At 72.7% G+C, this 21,076-nt stretch carries 16 protein-coding genes and 1 tRNA gene; 10 read left to right on the top strand and 7 right to left on the bottom strand.

All coding sequences use genetic code 11. The features are described from left to right. Positions 1–15 precede the first annotated feature (15 nt). Positions 16–1,281 carry a DNA sulfur modification protein DndB gene (locus tag ABZ576_RS03800; RefSeq protein ID WP_360735382.1) on the bottom strand — a complete coding sequence of 422 codons (1,266 nt, stop codon included), beginning with the start codon at positions 1,279–1,281 and terminating at the stop codon, positions 16–18. 421 nt (positions 1,282–1,702) lie between these two features. On the opposite strand from ABZ576_RS03800, the gene ABZ576_RS03795 reads away from it, so the two are divergent. Together ABZ576_RS03795 and ABZ576_RS03790 are read left to right on the top strand one after the other, a co-directional pair. Continuing rightward, complete coding sequence (locus ABZ576_RS03795; protein ID WP_360735380.1) at positions 1,703–1,897, top strand: helix-turn-helix domain-containing protein; 195 nt, start codon at positions 1,703–1,705, stop codon at positions 1,895–1,897. Then, complete coding sequence (locus ABZ576_RS03790) at positions 1,897–3,288, top strand: site-specific integrase (protein ID WP_360735378.1); 1,392 nt, start codon at positions 1,897–1,899, stop codon at positions 3,286–3,288. The genes ABZ576_RS03795 and ABZ576_RS03790 overlap by 1 nt, the downstream gene beginning before the upstream one ends. A 177-nt stretch (positions 3,289–3,465) precedes the next feature. Here the strand turns inward: ABZ576_RS03790 and ABZ576_RS03785 are convergent. Beyond that, positions 3,466–3,538 (bottom strand) — tRNA-Arg (locus ABZ576_RS03785). A 320-nt stretch (positions 3,539–3,858) separates the two neighbouring features. On the opposite strand from ABZ576_RS03785, the gene ABZ576_RS03780 reads away from it, so the two are divergent. From ABZ576_RS03780 to ABZ576_RS03765, 4 genes are all read left to right on the top strand, one after another. Continuing rightward, the gene (locus ABZ576_RS03780) at positions 3,859–5,466 is read left to right on the top strand and encodes a dynamin family protein (protein WP_360735376.1); all 1,608 of its coding nucleotides are present in this window, start codon (positions 3,859–3,861) and stop codon (positions 5,464–5,466) included. Positions 5,467–5,469: 3 nt separating this feature from the next. Continuing rightward, a complete protein-coding gene (locus ABZ576_RS03775) occupies positions 5,470–8,205 on the top strand; it encodes a GTPase (RefSeq protein ID WP_360735374.1) in 2,736 nt (911 codons plus the stop codon). A 575-nt stretch (positions 8,206–8,780) separates the two neighbouring features. Then, positions 8,781–9,257, top strand: a complete 477-nt coding sequence (locus tag ABZ576_RS03770; RefSeq protein WP_360735372.1) for a single-stranded DNA-binding protein — start codon at positions 8,781–8,783, stop codon at positions 9,255–9,257. Positions 9,258–9,584: 327 nt separating this feature from the next. Beyond that, positions 9,585–10,943, top strand: coding sequence for a Cys-Gln thioester bond-forming surface protein (locus ABZ576_RS03765; protein WP_360735533.1), 1,359 nt, complete (start codon positions 9,585–9,587; stop codon positions 10,941–10,943). A gap of 116 nt (positions 10,944–11,059) precedes the next feature. Here the strand turns inward: ABZ576_RS03765 and ABZ576_RS03760 are convergent, their stop codons facing one another. After that, entirely contained in the window at positions 11,060–12,253 is a 1,194-nt protein-coding gene (locus ABZ576_RS03760; RefSeq protein WP_360735370.1) for a cellulose-binding domain-containing protein, read from the bottom strand. 162 nt (positions 12,254–12,415) lie between these two features. Further along, the gene (locus ABZ576_RS03755; protein WP_360735368.1) at positions 12,416–13,087 is read right to left on the bottom strand and encodes a lytic polysaccharide monooxygenase; all 672 of its coding nucleotides are present in this window, start codon (positions 13,085–13,087) and stop codon (positions 12,416–12,418) included. A gap of 299 nt (positions 13,088–13,386) precedes the next feature. On the opposite strand from ABZ576_RS03755, the gene ettA reads away from it, so the two are divergent. From ettA to ABZ576_RS03740, 3 genes are read left to right on the top strand one after another with little or no spacing between them, the layout of a single operon-like run. Next, on the top strand, positions 13,387–15,051 hold the full coding sequence (gene ettA / locus ABZ576_RS03750) for an energy-dependent translational throttle protein EttA (RefSeq protein WP_360735366.1): 1,665 nt from the start codon (positions 13,387–13,389) through the stop codon (positions 15,049–15,051). Positions 15,052–15,058: 7 nt separating this feature from the next. After that, positions 15,059–15,472 carry a thioesterase family protein gene (locus tag ABZ576_RS03745; protein WP_360735364.1) on the top strand — a complete coding sequence of 138 codons (414 nt, stop codon included), beginning with the start codon at positions 15,059–15,061 and terminating at the stop codon, positions 15,470–15,472. Further along, entirely contained in the window at positions 15,469–16,146 is a 678-nt protein-coding gene (locus ABZ576_RS03740; protein WP_360735362.1) for a hypothetical protein, read from the top strand. Before ABZ576_RS03745 ends, ABZ576_RS03740 begins: the two co-directional genes overlap by 4 nt. A gap of 75 nt (positions 16,147–16,221) precedes the next feature. Here the strand turns inward: ABZ576_RS03740 and ABZ576_RS03735 are convergent, their stop codons facing one another. Then, complete coding sequence (locus ABZ576_RS03735) at positions 16,222–16,626, bottom strand: globin (RefSeq protein ID WP_360735360.1); 405 nt, start codon at positions 16,624–16,626, stop codon at positions 16,222–16,224. A 75-nt stretch (positions 16,627–16,701) separates the two neighbouring features. On the opposite strand from ABZ576_RS03735, the gene ABZ576_RS03730 reads away from it, so the two are divergent. Next, positions 16,702–17,679, top strand: coding sequence for a methyltransferase domain-containing protein (locus tag ABZ576_RS03730; RefSeq protein ID WP_360735358.1), 978 nt, complete (start codon positions 16,702–16,704; stop codon positions 17,677–17,679). 21 nt (positions 17,680–17,700) lie between these two features. On the opposite strand, the gene ABZ576_RS03725 is transcribed toward ABZ576_RS03730, so the two are convergent. Beyond that, a complete protein-coding gene (locus ABZ576_RS03725) occupies positions 17,701–19,641 on the bottom strand; it encodes an FHA domain-containing protein (RefSeq protein WP_360735356.1) in 1,941 nt (646 codons plus the stop codon). A gap of 58 nt (positions 19,642–19,699) precedes the next feature. Then, positions 19,700–21,043 (bottom strand): VWA domain-containing protein, encoded by a 1,344-nt coding sequence (locus tag ABZ576_RS03720; RefSeq protein ID WP_360735354.1) that lies wholly within the window; start codon positions 21,041–21,043, stop codon positions 19,700–19,702. Positions 21,044–21,076 lie beyond the last annotated feature (33 nt).

Here is a 21,076-nt window from a genome sequence, read left to right as displayed (position 1 = left end):
CTGGCCGGGTTAGAACTACTCGACGATGCCGCGGATCTTCCGACCGAGTTCCGTGGACGGGTAGAGGATCGCGTCGGCGACCCGGCCACCGGAGTCCTTCGCACCACCGGCGAACGACACCCCGGTCACCTGCCCGTCCTTGATCAATGCCTTGCCGCCGACACCATCCCAGTACTGCGCCGACCGGTCCCACTTGACGGACGTCACCATGTTCATGAGCGACTCCTCCGTGATCCGGTCGGTCTCCGCCCACTCGGTTGCGTGGTGCACTGCGACGCCGAGCCCGGTGAGGATCGCCGGCGCGTTCAGCGCTGTCCCCTTCGGGCCCTTGGCCAGCTCCGGGGCAAGCTGCGTGAGGACGCCCGAGAGCAGCAACACCACCCGCTCCTTCTGCTCCTCCGCCGACACCTTCTCCGTGTTGATCAGCGTGGATTCCGTCACCGTCGCCGACGTCTTCGCGATCCCGGACTTACCGAGGAGCGCGGTGGTGACCAGCGCCCGCAGCCCGGACAAGGTGATCAGCTTGTCGTCCGACGCGGCGAGCTGCCGCCGCTGCGACTGCAGCAGCGAGGCGAGGGGGACGACGCCGTCGGCGGTGGAGATCTTGACTCGCTCGGCGATCTTGTGGGCGAGCTGTGTCCCCAGGTCACGCTGGTCCATGGACATGGCCAGGTTCTTGTCCACAGTGATGCCCTTGACGTTCCGGTCGTGGAAAACCTGTCGGGCCTCCTCAACGCTCAGATCCCAGTACAGCTCCACCGGGACCCGGACGTCGCGGAGCTGCTCGATCGTCAGCCCATACTCTTCGGGATCGGCAACGATCTGGTGCAGCGCCGTGCACTGCGTCTCGCCGTCGATCGGTACCTCGTGTGCGCCAACCGGGATGAAGACCTCGTACAGTCCCGAGCCTGCCGCCTCCGCCACCTCCTTCGCCTTGGCGGTCGGCGTCCCATCCGGCTGGGAGGGAATCCAGATGGTCACCGGCGGCGTCGACCAGCCGTTGAAGAGGTCACCACGCAGGCCCGCGGCGATGTAATCGGCGTACTCGTTCGCGTTCTTGCCCTTCGCCCCGGCGAGGGTGCGCTGAACGAGAAGCCGAATCTCAGCGTGCGCCTTGAGCAGGGCGCTCGCCTGCGCCAGGTTCTTCTTCCCCTCCTCCTTCCGCGGGTCGGGCACCGTCTGGACGAGGGAGAACAGTTCGACGGTGGTGACGGCGACGCCAGGCCGCACGATCATCGCGGGCACCGTGATGCCCTGTCGTCCGAACGCGGACAGGCTCATCTGACCTCCAGAGTCAGGAAGTTGCCGCGGCACCACTTCGGTGCCGCCTCGCCTTGAAGGTAGAGCATCGCGACCTTCCGCGGAAGCGAAATTCGCAGAATTTAGCTCCTCGAACTGGCAATCGCCCTGCCGCGGCACCGCACTGACGGGTCATCACTGTGAGTTGAGACAGTGGAGTCCAAAAGTGACTGACCGTTACGAGATCGGCCCTCACGTTGGCGTCTATGCCCACTAGTTGTCCCGGGACAGGTCCCGAGGTGCACCGTGCCGCCGCACGACCGCGCGGCGGCACCTATCCGCAACACAACCGGCATCCGCAACAGATCCAAGTCCCTGACCTGCGGTGTTGCGGCGTGGCGGATGTTGCGGATTTCCCAGAAGGCCCCCAGACGTTGATCAAAACAGAAGAGAGGACGGCGGTATGAGCGCCGGCGCGCGAGACGACAAGCTCACGCTCGCGGAGATCTGCAGGGACCTGAAAGTCTCCCGCTCCACCTTCTACGACTGGCGAGCGAAAGGGCGCGCCCCTCGCTGTATCAAGCTGCCCAACGGTGACATCCGGGTCCGGCGCAGCGACTACGAACACTGGTTGGACGCGCGGGAGGACGCCGCCTGATGGACGGCACGACGTACAACGTCAAGATCTGGAAGACGGCGGTCTATAAGGGTAAGCGCAAGACCACCCACACCGTCCGATGGGAGTTGGAGGGCAAGGAGTGGCGAGCGCCGTTCGACACGAAGGCACTGGCGGACGCCTTCCGCTCCGAGCTGGTCAGCGCGACGCGCCGTGGTGAGGCGTTCAGCCTCGCCACGGGGCGCCCCGTCTCGCATCAGTCCGGCGCGAGCGCGGTGAACTGGTACGACTTCGCCGTACAGTTCGCGGACGCTCAGTGGCACCGGACGGGCGGGAACAACCGCAAAAACACGTCCAAGGCGCTCATGGCGACCACCGTTGCTTTGCTGCGCACACCGCCGACCGCGTTCCGGCCGGTCGACGTGCGCACGGCACTGCGGGAGTTCGCGTTCAACACACGGCGCCGGGAGGACGCCCCACCCGAGGTGGCCACCATCCTGAAGTGGGTGGAGCGCAACACCCTGACCATGGCGGCATGGGAGGACCCCGCCAAGGTTGACGAGGTACTCCGGGCCGTCGACTCGAAGTTGGACGGCACGCGTGCCGCGGCAAGCTCAGTCAAACGCAACCGGCGGATCCTGAACGTGGCCATGGAGTACGCCGTCAAGCACCGGATTCTGCGGGCGAACCCCTTGCCGAAGGGGAGAGGGGCGGCGCCCAAGACGTCATCTGCGGTCGACAAGAGGTCTCTGCTAAACCCGGAACAGGCGGCGCGTCTGCTGGGCTGGGTACGCTGGCGTCCCCGCGGCGGCGATCGGCTCCACGCCTTCTTTGCCACGATGTACTACGCCGGGCCACGCCCGGAGGAAGTTGTGGCGATGGGCGTTGCGGACGTCCGCCTGCCCGCCGAGGACGCCGAAGACCAGTGGTGCGAGTTGCTGTTCCACACCGCTCAGCCGGAGGTCGGGAAGAACTGGACAGATGACGGCGAGATCCATGAAGAGCGCGGGCTGAAGGGACGTGCTTCGGATGACACGCGAGTCGTACCAGGGCACCCGTCGCTGACGAGGATCCTGCGTGAGCACATCAAGGCGGAGAGCCTGAAGCCGGGAGATCTCCTGTTCCAGGGCGAGAGGGGCGGCATGCTCGCGGGCTCGGTCATCCGCCGAGCGTGGCGGACCGCTCGCGCGGAAGTGCTCTCTCCGGACGAATTCGCCTCGCCGCTCGGCAGGCGGGTGTACGACCTCCGGCACACCTGTCTGACCAACTGGCTCAACGACGGCATCCCGCCGGCGCAGGTAGCCGAGTGGGCGGGCAACAGCGTCCCCGTACTGCTGGCCATCTATGCCCGATGCATCTCGGGGCAGCTCGGTGACCTCAAACAGCGGATTTTGGCTCGCGGGGACCTCCCCGACCTGCCCGAGACCGGCTGACGGCCACCCGGAGAACTTCTCCGCGTATTCACCGCAGCCACCCGCAGAAACCCGGTGACAGCCGGACAGCGCCGGACCTTCCCGCGAGCACCGGGGAACGGTCCGGCGCTCTTCTGCTCGTGGCTGTACCCGCCCTGACCAGCAAAAACGCCCTCCCGAAGGAGGGCGGTGCAGGGGCGCCCCCGGCAGGACTCGAACCTGCGGCCAAGCGCTTAGAAGGCGCCTGCTCTATCCACTGAGCTACGGGGGCCGGATGGGTGGCCTCGTATCCGGTGCCCTGGTGCGGGCTGATCCGTGACGTTGCCGGGGACAAGGATAGGGCTCCCGGTTCCTTGACCCTGTCGCTTCGCCTCCGTGGCTCGATGTGGAGGTTCGGTGAAGCGGTCCTGATAATCGCAGGCAGGTACGAATCGTGCACCGCTTTTGGCGCTTGGCGCACCGGGTGTTGTGCACTCGTTATGCCTGGCCTGTGACCGTGTCCCGGTCATCCCTTCTGCCCGTTCTGTTCCGTCGGCACGCAGACATGTCCATATGCTTCAGAATTCCCCTAAAATTGGGCATTCTTCGCATGTGGTGACCTTGGACGTACGGCCTCAGCTGCTCGACACACTTTCCGCTCTGCGCGACCGTGTCGCCGCCGCACGCTTTCCGCTGCCCCTCGCGGGGGCCCCACGCGCGCGTGCCAACCGCGACGAACTCCTCGCGCAGCTCGACGACTATCTCGTACCCCGGCTACGGCAACCCGAGGCCCCGCTGCTGGCCGTCGTCGGCGGCTCCACCGGCGCGGGCAAGTCGACGCTGGTCAACTCCCTCGTCGGCCGACGGGTGAGCGAGGCCGGCGTGCTGCGCCCGACCACCCGGACACCGGTGCTCGTCTGCCATCCGGAGGATCATCACTGGTTCAGCGGCATGCGTGTGCTCCCCGACCTGACCCGCGTGTGGGCGCCCAAACGTGACGTCGGCGACGATTTCCTGCTCGCCGACGAGGATCCCGGGCGCGTGCTGCGCATCGAGACCGCCGACACCCTCCCCCGCGGGCTCGCCCTCCTGGACGCCCCCGACGTCGACTCCCTCGTCGCCGACAACCGCGTCCTCGCCGCCGAGCTGATCTGCGCCGCGGACATCTGGATCATGGTCACGACGGCCGCCCGCTACGCCGACGCCGTCCCCTGGCACCTGCTGCGCACCGCCAAGGAGTACGACGCGACGCTCGTCACCGTCCTGGACCGGGTGCCCCACCAGGTGGTCTCCGAGGTCTCCCGGCAGTACGGCGCCCTGCTCACCAAGGCCGGGCTCGGCGACGTACCCCGCTTCACCGTGCCCGAGCTGCCCGAGTCCGCCTGGGGAGCGGGGCTGCTGCCCGCCACCGCCGTCGCACCCCTGAAGAGCTGGCTCGTCCACCACGCCCAGGACCCCGCCGCCCGGCAGCAGGCCGTGACCCGTACCGCCTACGGCGTCCTCACCTCGCTCAAGTCCCGGATGCCCGAGCTGGCCGCCGCGGCCGCCGCCCAGTACGCGGCGGCCCTCCGGCTCACCTCCGCCGTGGAGACCGCCTACGACAAAGAGCACGCGCGCGTACGGGGACGCCTCCAGGCCGGTGCGGTCCTCTCCGGGGACGCCCTCAAACGCTGGCGCGCCTTCCCCCTGGACTGCACCGCCGGGGAACTCCTCGACGCCCTCGTCGAGAGCCTCGCCGCCCTGCTGCTGTGCTCCGTAACCGCCGCCGACGAGCGCGTCGACGACGCCTGGCGGCGCGAACCCGCCGCGGACGCCCCGCAGCTCGCCGGCCGGGAGACCTCCCTGGAGCGCGCCGAGCACCGCATCGGCCTCGCGGCCCGGCGCTGGCGGCGCGAGCTGGAGGAGTACGCCGAGGACGAGGTACGTCACCTCGAACGCACCGGCGCCCCCGACCCGGAGGCCGTCGCCGCCCTCGTCGCCACGGCGGTACTGGGCGGTCGCCGGGCGCGCAACGCGGGCGAGGGGATCGCCGAGCGGCTCGGTGCCCACGGCGCGCTGCGGCTGCGCGACCGGGCCGGGCGGCTGCTCATCGAGCACGTGGACCGCGTCATGCACGCCGAACGGGAGCGGCGCCTCGCCCCGCTCGACGCCCTGGACGTCCGGGCCGAGCCGCAGGCCGACCTCATCGCCGCGCTGTCCGTACTGCTGAAGGAGAGGTGACCGGTGACCGCCGTCACTGACCACGACCACATGGATCACACCGACCACATGACGCGCACCGAACGCGGCAGCGACAGGGGCGACACCGGATCCATGGACGGCGGCGCTCGTCACGACGCCGGGGGCGCCCGCCGTGACGCCCCGGACGCCCGGCCTGGCGCCACCGGCGTCCGCGGCGCCGTGGACGGGACGGGGGCCGCGGGCACCGCCGGGCCCGCCGCGGGGGTGGGCAGAGCCAGGAGGGACGGGGACAGCACGAGGAGTGAGGGCGGGGGTGCTAACGGGGGCGCCCGCCCCGGCGGCGACGTGGACGACGGCCGTACGGGTGGCGGCACGGGCGGGGACGCCGGTGACGCTCCTCACGCGCGCGTGACGGACACCGGGGATGCTCCTCGCACGCGCGGGACAGAGACCGACGACGCTCCTCGCACGCGCGGGACAGAGACCGACGACGCTCCTCGCACGCGCGGGACAGGGACAGCCGACGCTCCACGCACGCGCGGGACGGACGCCGGCCCGGATCCGGACGGTCCCGCCCGTGGGAAGGGCGAGAGCGACGGAGGCCAGGACCGCCCCGCCCGTGCGGAGGACGACCCCGGCAGCCGGGACCGTGCCGCCCGTGGCAAGGACGAGGGCGACGCTCATGGCCGTCCGGTCCGGGCGGATCAGGAGCGCGACGGCCGGAACCGCCCGGCCCCGGGGAAGGACGAGACCGACCGCCGGGGCCGTCCCGCCGCCCGCGCAGAGGACGTCGAGGACGCCGAGGACGACACAGGTGCCAAGGGTGCCGAGGACGCCAAGGACGACACGGGTGCCAAGGACGCCCAGCACGCCAAGGGCGCCAAGGGCGGCGAAGCCGTCTCCGTACCCCGTCCGCACGGCCCCGCGTCCCAGACCGCCGCGGCCCACACCCCCGCGCCCCAGGCGCCCACCTCGCCGAAACCGCGCGCCGCGGCGGACGGCACGCCTCCGCCCAAGGCCGCCGCCGACGCTGGGAGCGACGCCGACTCCCAGGAAGCCTGGGACGACGGCCTCATCGCGCGCCGCGTCACCGAGGCGAACGCCGCCGCCCTCGCCGCCGAGCGCGCCTCCGCGACGGAGCCCGCACACCGCGGACCGGGCAGCCACACCCCCGCCCCGCTGGCGTACGACGGACCACTGCGCTCCCGCCTGGACGCCCTGCGCGAGCTCGTCGGACTCTCCCGCACGCGTCTGGACGGCCGGACCCTCGCCGAGGCCGGCCGCGTGCTGGACGAGGCCGCCGCGCGCCGCAGACTCTCCGGCCGGCACACCGTCGTCGCCCTCGCCGGAGCGACCGGCAGCGGCAAGTCACAGCTGTTCAACGCGCTCGCCGGGGTCGCCATCTCGGAGACCGGGGTACGGCGTCCGACCACGGCCGCGCCCATCGCGTGCAGCTGGAGCGACGGTGCGGCCAGCCTCATCGACCGGCTGGGCATCCCGGGCCGGCTGCGCCGCCGCCCGCTGCACAGCGCGGACACCGAGGGGCAGCTGCGCGGCCTCGTCCTGGTCGACCTGCCCGACCACGACTCCGCCGCCCTACAGCACCGCGAACAGGTCGACCGGATCCTGAAGCTGGTCGACGCGGTCATCTGGGTGGTCGACCCCGAGAAGTACGCCGACGCGATCCTGCACGAGCGCTATCTGCGGCCGATGGCCGGCCACGCGGAGGTCATGTTCATCGTCCTCAACCAGGTGGACCGGCTGCCCGGGGACGCCGCCGACCAGGTCCTGGACGACCTGCGGCGGCTGCTGGACGACGACGGCATCGCGCTCGGCGAGCACGGCGAGCCCGGCGCGACCGTGCTCGCCCTGTCCGCGCTGACCGGCGACGGCGTCGGTGACCTGCGCGAGGCGCTCGGCGAGTTCGTGGCGGAGCGCGGCGCGGCGGCCCGCCGGGTGGCGGCCGACGTGGACGCCGCCGCGGCCGAGCTGCGGCCCATGTACGCCACCGGGCGGCGGGTCGGCCTGAGCGAGGAGGCGCGCGAGGAGTTCGCCGCGCGGCTCGCCGACGCGGTGGGTGCCACGGCGGCGGGCGAGGCCGCCGAACGCGCCTGGCTGCGCAACGCCAACCGGGCCTGCGGCACCCCCTGGCTGCGGCTGTGGCGCTGGTACCAGGGCCGGGGCGAGTCCACGACGGGACGGCTCCCGGTACGCGCCCAGGCGGACGAGGAGGCCACGGCCCGCCAGCGGGTCGAGCAGGCGGTCCGCACGGTCTGCGACCGGGCTTCGGCCGGGCTGCCCACGCCCTGGGCGCAGGCGGTGCGGGAGGCGGCCGTACGCGGCTCCCACGGGCTGTCCGAGGCGCTGGACGAGCTGGCGGCGCGGGCCGGGCTCCCTCCGGGCCGCCCGCCGCGGCCGGGCTGGTGGCCGGTGGCCGTGCTGGTGCAGGCGGCGATGACGCTGCTGCAGGTCGTGGGCGGCGCCTGGCTGGCGGGGCAGATCGCCGGGGTGATGGCGCCCAACCTGGGCGTCCCCGTGCTGCTGATGGTGTGCGGGATCGTCGGCGGGCCGCTGGTGGAGTGGGCGTGCCGGATGGCGGCACGGGGGCCCGCCCGGCGCTACGGCCAGGAGGCGGAACGGCGGCTGCGGGAGGCGGCGGCGAGCTGCGGCCGGGCCCGGGTGCTCGATCCGGTGGCGTCGGAGCTGCTGCGCTACCGGGAGGTGCGGGAGCAGTACGGCAGGGTCGCGCGCTCCGGGGCCGGGGCGGGGGTGGGCTGAGCCCGGGCCGGGATTGGGGCCGGGGTGGGCTGGGCCTGGGCTGGGATTCGGGCTGGCGTGGGCTGGGCGCGCGCCGGGGCCGGGGTGGGTTTGGCGCGCGGACCGGTGCGCAGCTGCCGTCGGCGGCCTGCGGCCTGCGGCCTGCGGCCTGCGGCAGGGGGCTCCGGCGTGACGGGGCCCGGCGCACCCGGGCGGGTGACGGGGTTGTCCACAGGCGCCGGGCCGTCCACAGCGCTCGGCGGGCCCGGCCCGGCGCGGGCAGTCTGAGGCCACGGCGATCGCCCGGCGGGCCCGGCCCCGGACACGGAGGGCACTGCGGGCGGTCGGCGTGCGGTGCGGGCGGTCACGGCAGGCGTGGGGCCCGCACGGCGGACGCGGCCGCACGGCACATGGTCGTGCGGCGGACGCGGCCGCATGGCACATGGTCGTGCGGCGGACGCGGCCGCACGGCACATGGTCGTGCGGCGCGCGCAGCCGTACGGGACAGGGGCGTGCGGTGGACGCGGCCGTACGGGACGGGCCCGTACGGGTGTCCGGCCGGCCGGAGGGGCCGGGCGGGGGAGGGGAGCGAGATCGTGAACGAGACCATCGTGTGTGTGGTGGGCAACGTGGCGACCCAGCCGGTGTACCGCGAGGCGGTGACGGGGCCGTCGGCCCGGTTCCGGCTGGCGGTGACCGCGCGTTACTGGGACCGGGAGAAGAGCGTCTGGACGGACGGGCACACCAACTTCTTCACGGTGTGGGCCAACCGCCAGCTGGCGGTGAACGTGGCGGCCAGCGTGGAGGTGGGCCAGCCGGTCGTCGTCCAGGGCCGGCTGAAGGTGCGCACGGAGGCACGGGACGGACAGCAGCAGTGGGCCTCCGCCGACATCGACGCCGTGACGATCGGTCACGACCTGTCGCGCGGCACGGCGGTCTTCCACCGCGCGGCCAAACCGGAGGCGCCGCCGACGGCGGCCCGGCCGGAGCCGGACTGGGAGACGCCACGGCCGGTGGACCCGCAGGAGCCGGAGACGGCACAACAACCCTGCGACAGCGCAGCGGTGACGTAACGTCAGCCGGGCACGGCCGCGCGGACTGCCGGTGATCCGCCCCGCACGAGCTGTCCGTACCGTCCAACACGCCGTGCGCAGCGGTGGATTTGTCGATACGGGCAGCTCATGGACGGTCCGGGCGATAACGATTACAGATCGGATCGGCCATCGGATGATCCGACCGGCGGGTCGGGCTCCGGCTGATCCATAGGATGCCGGGCGTGCCCCTAGGGGCTGCCGATTCTGCAGGTGGGACCGTCCCCCACGTCCAACGGGTCCTGCTCGAAGGGGAATTCTGTGCTTGCTGCGCTCTCTGGGTTCTGCCGGTCCACCGGAACGGCCCGCCTGGCCGCCGCCACCACGGTGTCCGGCCTGGTGACGGCCGGCGTGCTGTCCGGCGCCGGTACGGCCGCGGCCGAGGGGACACCGCAGACCGAGGGCGGGGCCACGGCCACGATCAACGGCCTGAAGACCTACGGCGAGGCCGTGGTCCACGAGGACGGCGGCGAGCAGCGGGTGTCCGCGGGCCTGTTCGAGATGTCCGTGGACGGCGGCGGCACCCTCCAGACGTACTGCGTCGATCTCCACAACCCGACCCAGCGGGACGCCCGGTACCAGGAGACTTCCTGGAGCGGCACCTCGCTGGGCACCAACAAGGACGCGGGCCGGATCCACTGGATCCTCCAGCACTCCTACCCCCAGGTCAACGACCTCGCCGCGCTCGCGCGGAAGGCGGGCGTCAGCGGGCTGACGGAGCAGGACGCGGCGGCGGGCACCCAGGTGGCCATCTGGCGCTACTCCGACGGCGCGAAGGTCGACGCCGCCGACCCGCAGGCCGAGAAGCTCGCCGACTACCTGGAGAAGAGCGCCCGCAGCGTCGCCGAACCGCAGGCCTCGCTCACCCTGGACCCGCCCGCGGTCTCCGGCCGGCCGGGCGACCTGCTCGGACCGGTGACCGTGCACACCAACGCCGGCGCGGTCACGGTGAGTCCGCCGGCGGACGCGGCGACCAGCGGGGTGCGGATCATCGACAAGACCGGCAAGGTGATCACCTCGGCGAAGGACGGCAGCCGGCTGTTCTTCGACGTTCCCGAGGACGCGGCGGACGGCACCGCGCAGCTGACCGTGCAGGCGTCGACGACCGTGCCGGTGGGCCGGGCCTTCGCCGCCGAGAGCCGCAGCCAGACCCAGATCCTGGCCGGCTCCAGCGAGTCCACCGTCTCCGCCACGGTGACGGCCGGCTGGGCGGCCGAAGGGGCCGTGCCGGCGGTGTCGGCCCGGGAGAACTGCGCCGAGGGCGGCCTGGACATCAGCGCGGCCAACAAGGGCGACAAGCCGTTCACCTTCCGGCTGATGGGCACCGAGCACACCATCCCGGCGGGTGCCTCCCGCACGGTGACCGTCCCGCTCCAGGAGGACCAGGCCTACGACGTCACGATCACCGGCCCGCACGGCTTCAGCCACCGCTTCACCGGCGTACTGGACTGCAAGACCCAGGGAGCGATCACGACGGAGACGGCCCGGCTCCCCAACGAGCCGAGCCCCGCGACGGTGGGCGGCAACACGGTTCCCGACACCAACCTGGCCGAGACGGGCGGCTCCGAGATCACGCCGATGATCGCGGGTGTGGCCATCGGCCTGGTGGTGATCGGCGGCGGGGTCCTGCTCGTGCTGCGCCGGAAGGAGACGCCTCCCGGCGCCTGAGCCGGCGGCGGCCACCGAAGGCGGCGGCCACCGAAGGCGGCGGCCACCGAAGGCGGCGGCCACCGAAGGCGGCGGCCACCGAAGGCGGCCGTCACCGAAGGCGGCCGCGCGGCCGGTCAGCAGCCGATCGGTGCGGAGCCGACGGCGACGTCGTCGAACCAGAGGGTGTCGTCGCCGGTGCCGTAGCTCTCCCAGCCGAGCCGCAGAGCCGTCGGCCGGGGCGGCGTGGTCCGGGCGAGCCACTGCTGGTCGACGTCCTGGGTCGGTACCCCGTCGGCGTGCAGTCCGGGCACCTGCTCGGCGCCCAGCCAGGTGTCCAGCCCGGGCTTCGAGGTGTCGACCGCGAAGCGCAGGCACTGCCAGCTGCCGGTCGGGAGCGGCCTGCTCAGCGCCACCCCGGCCGGGCTCTGGGCGGGGAGCGTGGCGTCGTCGCTCTCCCGGTTCCACTGCAGGGCGCCGTTCTGGCCGCCGACCCGCAGCGCGCGGCCGCCCTGGGCGGTGTCCGGCATCGACACGAAGGTGACGTGGGCGGAGGGCAGGGCGGTGGTGTGCCGGACCCACAGACGGACGTACATCACCGGGCCGACCGACGACAGGTCGGCGGTGGCGGCGACGAAGGCGTGGTTGCAGTAGCCGGCCCGTCCGTCCACCCGCAGTGACCTGGTGCCGCTGTGTGCGACAGCCGTGTCGACGGCGGCCGTGCCCGTCCCCTGGCAGTCGGGCGCCGTGAAGCGCCAGCCGCCGGAGGGGGAGGTGCCGGTCTGGTCCTCGAAGTCGCTGCAGAGGGCGGCGCCACCGCAGCCGGCCGGTGGCTGTGTGGGGTCGGGGGTGCCGGGCGGGGTGGTCGGCGGAACGGTGCCGTCGTCCGAGCAGGAGACACCGTTGAGGCTGAAGTCGGTGGGCGCGGGAGCGGCGGACTGCCAGGTTCCCTGGAGGCCGAACTCGGCGGCGGCACCGCTGGGCAGGGCGGAGTTCCAGTCCGTACCGGTGGCGGTGACCGCGTGGCCGGTCTGGGTGACGGTGGCGTTCCAGGCGGAGGTGACGTGCTGGTCGCCGCCGTAGGTCCAGGTCAGCCGCCAGCCGTTCAGCGCGGGGCCGAGGTTGGTGACGCGGATCTGGGCGGTGTAGCCGCCGGTCCACTGGTTGGCGGTGTAGTCGACGCGGCATCCGGCGGCGGTCGCGCCGGCGCCGCTTGCGGGCGCTGCGACCAGGAGGGAGGCCAGGAGGGACACCGCCAGTGCGAGTATCGCCGCGGCCGCCGTCAGGGGTCTGCGCAGCCGGCGCGGGCACTGCGCGGGCAGGGGGGACATGTGCGCCTCCTGGGGAGGGGAGCGGGCGGGGGAGGGGGTGCGGCAGGGGAGCGCCGGATTGGGAGCGCTCCCAATCGCGGTCGGACGGGCGCGGCCCGGCCCTGGGGCCAGACCGCGCCCGGCGGGGTGGTGGCCGGTGGGTGACGGCCGGTGGCGTGGGGATCAGCGGAAGTTCACGTCACTGCACAGGAAGTACGTCTGGTCCATGTGCGAGGCCTGCCAGATCGTGTAGACGACGTGACGGCCGGTGTAGCCGGAGGTGCTCACGGGGATCGAGTAGTTCTGGCTGGGGGCGTACCGGCCGGTCCGGGTGACCAGCTGGAGGTCGTTCCAGGTCAGCGGCTGGGTGGTGGGGTCGAAGCCCTGCCGGGTGACGTAGACGAGGAAGTAGTCCGCGCCGTGGCTGGCCTGGTCGTACAGCTTCACGGTGAAGTTGGCGCCGATGTCCGTGGTCTTCCAGGGGCCGACGGCGTCCAGGGCGTTGTAGCGGCCGCCTTCGGTCCGGCCGCCGCTGCACAGCTGTCCGTTGGGCACGACGGCCTGGAAGTTGCCGGCGGAGCCGTTGCGGTACAGGCCGTTCCAGTTCCACATGGCGTTGGGGTTGGCCTGCCACGCCTGCCAGCACATGGGGTCCTGCTGGGCCATCGCCGGATTCTGGAAGTCGCTGCCCCAGCGCAGCCAGCAGCCGTAGTTGCGCGAGGCCGGGTCGACCACCGATCCATGGGCGGAGGCCGTGCCGCCCCAGGTGATCAGGCTGACGAGTACCGCGACGAGGGTGCTCAGCACGAGCGCCACGCGCCGGCCCGTGTGATGTACATGCTCATGACAATGCATGTCGGAGTTCTTCCTGTGGGGGAACCGGTTCACTGTGGGGTTGCGGCGGAAGGCCGTGGGAGCGCTCCCGCGCCCTCCAGGCTGCGCGGCGCGGGACGAGGCGGCAACGGCTTGTTTCCGCCAAACCTGAACGCGGCGGCCCGACGGCGGCCGACGGCGACGCGGGAGCCCCCGCCGCCCCCCTTCGAAACCCCAGGTCGCGGACCGCCGGCCCGACGGGTTTCCCTCCAGAGGTGGCGGTCAGGCAAGATGGGGTGTATCTGCCCACTGCCAGATTTCAAGTTGCCGGACGGTTTCTCTTGGCTGAGTACATCTACACCATGCGCAAGGCGCGCAAAGCGCACGGCGACAAGGTGATCCTCGACGACGTCACCCTGAGCTTCCTGCCGGGGGCGAAGATCGGCGTCGTCGGGCCGAACGGTGCCGGAAAGTCGACCGTCCTGCAGATCATGGCCGGACTGCAGCAGCCGTCGAACGGCGACGCCTTCCTGTCGCCGGGCTACAGCGTGGGCATCCTGCTCCAGGAGCCGCCGCTGAACGAGGCGAAGACCGTCCTGGAGAACGTCCAGGAGGGTGTCGCCGAGATCAAGGGCAAGCTCGACCGGTTCAACGAGATCGCCGAGCTCATGGCCACCGACTACTCGGACGCGCTGCTCGACGAGATGGGCAAGCTCCAGGAGGAGCTCGACCACGCCAACGCCTGGGACCTCGACGCCCAGCTCGAGCAGGCCATGGACGCCCTCGGCTGCCCGCCCGGCGACTGGCCCGTCACCAACCTCTCCGGTGGTGAGAAGCGCCGCGTCGCGCTGTGCAAGCTGCTGCTGGAGCAGCCCGACCTGCTGCTCCTCGACGAGCCCACCAACCACCTCGACGCCGAGTCGGTGAACTGGCTGGAGCAGCACCTGGCCAAGTACCCGGGCACCGTCGTGGCCATCACCCACGACCGGTACTTCCTGGACAACGTCGCCGAGTGGATCCTCGAGCTCGACCGCGGCCGCGCCTACCCGTACCAGGGCAACTACTCCACCTACCTGGAGACCAAGGCCACCCGTCTGAAGGTCGAGGGCCAGAAGGACGCCAAGCGGCAGAAGCGCCTCAAGGAGGAGCTGGAGTGGGTCCGCTCCAACGCCAAGGGGCGGCAGGCCAAGTCCAAGGCCCGTCTCGCGCGGTACGAGGAGATGGCCGCCGAGGCCGAGAAGATGCGGAAGCTGGACTTCGAAGAGATCCAGATCCCGCCGGGCCCGCGGCTGGGCAACGTCGTGGTCGAGGTCAACAAGATCAACAAGGCCTTCGGTGAGAAGATCCTGGTCGACGGCCTGAGCTTCACGCTGCCGCGCAACGGCATCGTCGGCGTCATCGGCCCCAACGGCGCCGGCAAGACCACGCTGTTCAAGATGATCCAGGGTCTGGAGACCCCGGACGCCGGTGACATCAAGGTCGGCGAGACCGTCAAGATCTCCTACGTCGACCAGAGCCGCGAGAACATCGACCCGAAGAAGACGCTGTGGGAGGTCGTGTCCGACGGACTCGACTACATCAACGTCGGCCAGGTCGAGATGCCGAGCCGGGCGTACGTGTCGGCCTTCGGCTTCAAGGGCCCGGACCAGCAGAAGCCGGCCGGCGTGCTCTCCGGTGGTGAGCGCAACCGGCTCAACCTGGCGCTGACCCTGAAGCAGGGCGGCAACCTGCTGCTCCTCGACGAGCCCACCAACGACCTCGACGTCGAGACGCTGTCCAGCCTGGAGAACGCCCTGCTGGACTTCCCCGGCTGCGCCGTCGTCGTCTCCCACGACCGGTGGTTCCTCGACCGTGTCGCCACGCACATCCTCGCCTACGAGGGCGAGTCGAAGTGGTTCTGGTTCGAGGGCAACTTCGAGTCGTACGAGAAGAACAAGATCGAGCGGCTCGGCCCGGACGCCGCGCGTCCGCACCGCGCCACCTACAAGAAGCTGACCCGGGGCTGATCGAACCTTGCGGCACATCTACCGCTGCCCGCTGCGCTGGGCGGACATGGACGCGTACGGCCACGTCAACAACGTGGTCTTCCTCCGCTACCTGGAGGAAGCCCGTATCGACTTCCTGTTCCGCCCGGACAAGGAGTTCAAGCAGGGGTCCGTGGTGGCGCGTCACGAGATCGACTACAAGCGGCAGCTCGTCCACCGGCACCACCCCGTGGACATCGAGCTGTGGGTCACCGAGATCCGCGCCGCGTCCTTCACCATCGCCTACGAGGTGAAGGACGGCGACGTGGTCTACGTACGGGCCTCCACGGTGATCGTGCCGTTCGACTTCGAGACGCAGCGGCCGCGCCGGATCACCGAGGAGGAGCGCGAGTTCCTCCGGGAGTACACGGACGACGCCGAGAAGGAGGCCGTCGCCGCATGACGGTGCTCCACCTGGCCGACGAGACGGAGGCGGCGGACCTCGCCGCCTTCCTCTCCCGGCTGCTCCACTACGACCGTGGAGCCGCGGTGCGCCTGCAGGCGGCCGGCACCGCCCTCGCCGTCTTCGGGCGGCCGCCGTCCTTCGAGGTGCTGGCGGTCCGCGCGGTGCGGCTGGCCAAGCCGTACGAGGACGGGCTCGACGCCACCCTCGACGTGACCGTCTCCGCCGGTGAGCTGCTGGAGTCCGTGGACGAGCGGGCGGCCACCGCGGTCGTCCCCGCACCCGTCACCGGACCCCCGTGGGCCGGTGTGCTGCCACCGCGCGCCGGCTGGCGGCCCGAGCCCGGACTGCCCGCCCCGGACGCGCTGCGCGCCACGGTCGCCGCCGCGGTGGCCGAGTTCCGCTCGCGCACCGAGGAACTGGGTCCCGACGGGCGGACCCGCGCGGAGCTGGACCGGATCGGACGGGACATCTGGTCCCGGCAGATCAAGGGGACCCGACTGCCGGTGCGGGCCGTGCACGCGGCCCAGTCGCTGGGCTTCCTGCGGCCGGGGACCGGTCCCGGGGACACCGGGCTGTACTCCTCGGGGACATGGCTGCGGCTGCGGACGCCGTACGGATCGGTGGCCGTACGGCAGGCCGGGCTCGGGTCCTTCGGACTCAGCGTGCGCTGAGCCCGACGGACCCAGCGTGCGCTGAGCCGCGCGTCCCCTCCGCTCCGGCTGCCTGTCCGGGCCTTCCGGGTCCCGTCAGTCCGGGGTGTTCACCATCGACGCGGCGGCGTAGGTGAGGTAGTTCCACAGCGTCCGCTCGTGCTCCTCGGACAGGCCCAGCTCGTCGACGGCCGTCCGCATGTGCCGCAGCCAGGCGTCGTGGGCCGCCCGGTCCACGGTGAACGGGGCGTGCCGCATCCGCAGCCGGGGGTGGCCGCGGTTCTCGCTGTAGGTGGTGGGGCCGCCCCAGTACTGCATCAGGAACAGGACCAGCCGCTCCTCGGCCGGACCCAGGTCCTCCTCCGGGTACATCGGCCGCAGGAGCGGGTCCGCCGCGACCCCCTCGTAGAAACGGTGGACGAGCCGGCGGAAGGTCTCCTCCCCGCCGACCTGCTCGTAGAAGGTCTGCTCCTGAAGCGTGCCGCGCCGAATCTCATTCACCCGTCCATCGTCTCAGACCCGGTGACCCAGGTCTTCAGGCCTAGGACCCGGACCGCCGGCCCCTACTGTGGACGCATGGGTGCCTACGACACCGAGACCGAGCAACTCGCCGCCGTGGCGCGGGCCGCGCTGGTGCGGGAGATCGACGCCGAGGGGGCCTGGGACGAGGATCCGGTGTGGCGGGAGGCGTTCGCCGCGGTGCCCCGGCACCTCTTCGTGCCGTACTACTACGTCGCCGGGCCGCGCGGCTACGAGCGCCGCTGGGGTGAGAGCCCCGAGCCGGAGGCCCGCGAGCGCTGGGTGCGCGGGGCCTACGCGGACGTACCGCTGGCCACCCGGCTGCGCGACGGCGAGCTGGTCTCCTCCAGCAGCCAGCCCTCCCTGATGGCCCGGATGCTGGTCGCCCTGGGCGTCGAGGACGGCGACCGGGTCCTGGAGGTGGGCGCCGGCACCGGCTACAACGCGGCCCTGCTCGCCCACCGGCTGGGCGCCGACGACCTGGTCACCACCATCGACCTGGAGCCGGAGATCACCGAGTCGGCGCGCCGGCACCTGGCGGCGGCCGGCCACCGCCCGGCCGTCGTCACCGGCGACGGGGCGCGCGGGGTGCCCGAACGCGCCCCCTTCGACCGGATCATCGCCACCTGCGAGCTGCCGACCGTCCCGCGCGCCTGGCTCGCCCAGTGCCGCCCCGGCGCCCGCGTCCTCACCCCGCTCGCCACCGGCCTGCTCGCCCTGACCGTGCGGGACGCCGGACACGCCGAGGGCCGCTTCCTGCCCACGGCCGCCTTCTTCGTGCCCCTGCGCGGCGTGGGCAGGGCGGAGCCGGAGCCCGTCCCGCCGGCCGGGCTGCCCGGCCGGACCCGCGAGCAGGAGCCGTTCCGCTTCCTGCTCGCGCTGACCCGGGGCACCCTCGACCCGTGGGAGGCGTACGCGCTGTGGGAGCGCGAGGACGAACCGGACCGCGCCCGGTACGGCGTCACGGTCGACGGCCGGTACACCTGGGCGTGGCTGGACGACCCGCAGGGGCCGTACGCCTGGCCCCTGCCGTAACCGTCCGGCCGCCCGCGGCGCTCAGCCCCGGCGGACGGTGATCGTCGTCCAGGCCCCCACGTGCACCCGGTCGCCGTCCTGGAGCGGCACCGGCACGAACGGCTGGATCGGCTCCTCCGACATGTTGACCGTGGTGCCGTTCGTCGAGTTCTGGTCGACGACCGCCCAGCCGCCGTCCGGCTGCTGCACCAGCACCGCGTGCTGGTGCGAGACGCCCGGGTCCTCCGGCGGCACCGACAGGTCGATGTCGGGGGTGTCGCCGGTGGAGTGCCGGCGGCGGCCGATGGTGACCTGGTTGCCGGTGAGCGTGCGCTGCTGCTCCGGCGAGTACGCGGGCAGGTTGAGGCCCGCGGCCTCGGGGCCGGAGCGCTGCATCATCGCCATGAAGTACTCGCGGTCCGGGCCGATGGTCGCCGTCCACGTGGCCGGCTGCGGCGCCTGCGGTGCCTGCGGGAAACCGCCCGGTCCGGCAGGGGCCTGGGTGGCACCGGCCTGCGGGTAGCCGTACCCGCCGCCCTGGCCGCCCTGGCCGCCGTGACCGTGGCCCTGGCCTTGGCCCTGACCCGGGCCGGAGCCCGACGGCGGGGACAGCACCCAGTCGTCGTCTCCGCCGCCGAAGGAGGGGCCGCCGGGGGGCGGACCGCCGGCCGGGGGCCGGCCGTTCTCCCGCGGGAACGCCGGCGGCGCCGACGGTCCGGACTGCTGGAACGCCTGCGGGGCTCCGCCGGGGCCGCCGGGCGGCGTCGGGCCGGGCGGTGGCGGCACCGGACGGGACGGGTCGCCGCCGAAGCCGCCGGGACCGGGTCCCGCGGGCGCGCCGGGACGGGAGGGCTCACGCCCGAAGGCCGCCGGGCCGGAGGCGTTGCCGGGGCCCTGGCCCTGACCGCCGCCGAAGCCGGACCGGTCACCGGCACCCGGACCCTGCCCCTGACCGCCGCCGAAGCCGGACCGGTCACCGGCGCCGGGACCCTGCCCGGGACCGCCGCCGAAGCCGGACCGGTCACCGGCGCCGGGACCCTGCCCGGGACCGCCGCCGAAGCCGGAGGGGCCGCCCGGACCGCCGGCACCCGGACCCTGCCCGGGACCGCCGCCGAAGCCGGACCGGTCACCGGCGCCGGGACCCTGCCCGGGACCGCCGCCGAAGCCGGAGGGGCCGCCGGGACCACCAGGGCCACCGGGACCCCGGCCCTGGCCCGGACCGCCGCCGAAGCCGGACGGACCGCCCGGACCGCCGGACCCCGGGCCCTGCCCCGGGCCATGGCCTTGCCCTGGGCCATGGCCTTGCCCCGGGCCTTGGCCGTGTCCCTGTCCCTGACCCTGGCCTGCACCCGGGCCCTGGCCGTGACCCTGACCCGGTCCCTGGCCGTGACCCTGGCCAGGGCCCTGGCCGAAGCCGGAGGGCGGGCCCGGCGGGCGCTGGCCGCCCGCCCCGAAGGGGGGCGCACCCGCGGGACCGGGAGAGGTCGGCGGGCCGGACGGGGCGCGTTCGCCGCCGAACGGCGTCGGCCCCGACGGCTCGCTGCCGAAGGACGGGATCGGCTCGGCCGGCCGGTTCACCTGCGAGGGCCGGGAGCCCTGGTACTCGTACCCGTCACCGCCGCCGTACGTCGCGCTCGGCGGCTGGAACCGCGGCTGCGCCGAGCGCGGGGCGGCCGGGGTGTAGGAGGTCGCCGTGTTGGTCAGGAAGTTCCACCGGCACTCCTCGCAGAACGGCGCGCCGCCCTCGCGGGGCGTACGGCACTGCGGGCACAGCTCCGGCTCGGGGGCGGACCCGGGGGCCGGGTGCGGCCGTCCCCCGCCGGCCTGTCCGCCGGGACCGCCGGAACCGGCGGGCGGCGGGAAGCCGTAGCCGCCGGCCGGGGGCGGCGGAGGGGGCGGAGGTACGGCACCGGCCATGCGGTGACCGCAGACCTCGCACCAGTCGTCGGAACCCGACTGGTGTCCGTTCGGGCAGGTCGGCATGTCGGTGCTTCCCCTTCTCCTGAGGGTCCGTCTCGATGTCCGCTGGCTTGTGGCAGCGTCACTTCTTTACACGAACAGTCTTTGTGGACCGGGTCTCCAGAGTCATCTCATCGGCCTCCGCGACCCTCGTCTTCAACCGCACAGTACCTGTCGCGGCGTCGACCACGTCCACCACCTTCGCAAGCAGTTTCGCAGTATCCGCGTTCCCCGAGGTGCTCGCGAGCTGAACAGCGCGCCCCAGTTTGGCCGTTGCTCCATCGAAATCGCCCGCTTTGCGAAGATCCAGCCCCTGCTGGATGACTTGGGCCAGTTCGGCCTGCCCGGTGTAGTGGGCGACTTGGGGGCTGATCGAGGTGGAGGCGGCCATGTCGTCGGTCCACACGGCGCGTACGAGCCCTTGCGCGCCCAGGTTTTGTGCCGTTCCGTCCGCTTGTGGCACGACCAGGGAGACACGCGCGGCGAGCATCTCCCGGCCGACCCCGGCCGGCGGGACGTGGACGCACAGGTGGTAGTCGCGGGACTCGTCACCCCAGGACCCGGTCGGGTAGTCCCCGGCACGCGGCCCGGCCTCGGTGCGGCGGGCGGTCAAGTCCTCCACGCTCGGGGCGACTTGCTTGACGAAACGGATGGTCGTGCCGACCGGCGTCCACACCCGCAGGGCGACGTCGGCGACCTCCTTGCCCATCGCCGTCTCCATCATCCGCGTGAAATCGGCGGCGAGTCCCGCCGGGTCGGCGACGATGTCGGCGGTGCCGAGCAGCGCGGAGGCAATCCCTGTGACTTCTTTCACTTCCCAGTCGGTACCCACGCCCCGCGCGTCACAGGTGAACCGCCCGGCGCACTCCTCCAGCGCGGCCCGCAGATCCTCCGGTGACTCGTGCTCGTTGCGGCCGTCGGTGAGCAGGATGCCGTGCCGGATGGTGACGTCCGCGGCGGACAGCAGCCGGTCGGCGAGCCGCAGCCAGGTGCCGATGGCCGTACCGCCGCCCGCGCTCAGCCGGCGCAGCGCCTGCTTGGCCTGCTCGCGGGTGGTGGCACCGGCGACCGCGAGCCGTCCGCCGCCCGGATACACCTCCTGGGCGACGTGCGTGCCGCCGATCACCGCGAAGCGGGTGCCGTCGCGCAGGGTGTCGATCGCCGCCGCCGTGGCGTCCCGGGCGTTGCGCATCTTGTCCGGCGGGTAGTCCATGGACCCCGAGCAGTCCACCATGAGCGCCACCGCGGCGGCCGGCCGCCGTCCCGGCGGGTACACGGGCGCGGAGACCGCGCTCCCGATGGTGCCGCCGCCGGTCGCGGTCACCGTGACGATGGCGTTGACCTCGCTGCCGCCCTCGGGCAGGTACTCGTTCTGGTACACGTCCACCGAGAACCGCGGCACGTTCGACTTCGCGAAATTGGCCATGCTCGATCGCATCCCCCTCGGACCCCTCGCTGA

The sequence above is a fragment of the Streptomyces sp. NPDC013455 genome, assembly GCF_040632975.1.
GTDB lineage: Bacteria > Actinomycetota > Actinomycetes > Streptomycetales > Streptomycetaceae > Streptomyces.
The sequence above is the reverse complement of the archived record's forward strand: the minus strand, read 5'-3'. Positions and strand labels throughout refer to the sequence as shown.

Bases quoted from the DNA above. Each gene is read 5' to 3' on its own strand.
- ABZ576_RS03800 (WP_360735382.1), bottom strand. From the start codon at position 1,281: ATGAGCCTGTCCGCGTTCGGACGACAGGGCATCACGGTGCCCGCGATG.
- ABZ576_RS03795 (WP_360735380.1), top strand. From the start codon at position 1,703: ATGAGCGCCGGCGCGCGAGACGACAAGCTCACGCTCGCGGAGATCTGC.
- ABZ576_RS03790 (WP_360735378.1), top strand. From the start codon at position 1,897: ATGGACGGCACGACGTACAACGTCAAGATCTGGAAGACGGCGGTCTAT.
- ABZ576_RS03760 (WP_360735370.1), bottom strand. From the start codon at position 12,253: ATGTCCCCCCTGCCCGCGCAGTGCCCGCGCCGGCTGCGCAGACCCCTG.
- ABZ576_RS03755 (WP_360735368.1), bottom strand. From the start codon at position 13,087: ATGCATTGTCATGAGCATGTACATCACACGGGCCGGCGCGTGGCGCTC.
- ABZ576_RS03740 (WP_360735362.1), top strand. From the start codon at position 15,469: ATGACGGTGCTCCACCTGGCCGACGAGACGGAGGCGGCGGACCTCGCC.
- ABZ576_RS03730 (WP_360735358.1), top strand. From the start codon at position 16,702: ATGGGTGCCTACGACACCGAGACCGAGCAACTCGCCGCCGTGGCGCGG.
- ABZ576_RS03725 (WP_360735356.1), bottom strand. From the start codon at position 19,641: ATGCCGACCTGCCCGAACGGACACCAGTCGGGTTCCGACGACTGGTGC.
- ABZ576_RS03720 (WP_360735354.1), bottom strand. From the start codon at position 21,043: ATGGCCAATTTCGCGAAGTCGAACGTGCCGCGGTTCTCGGTGGACGTG.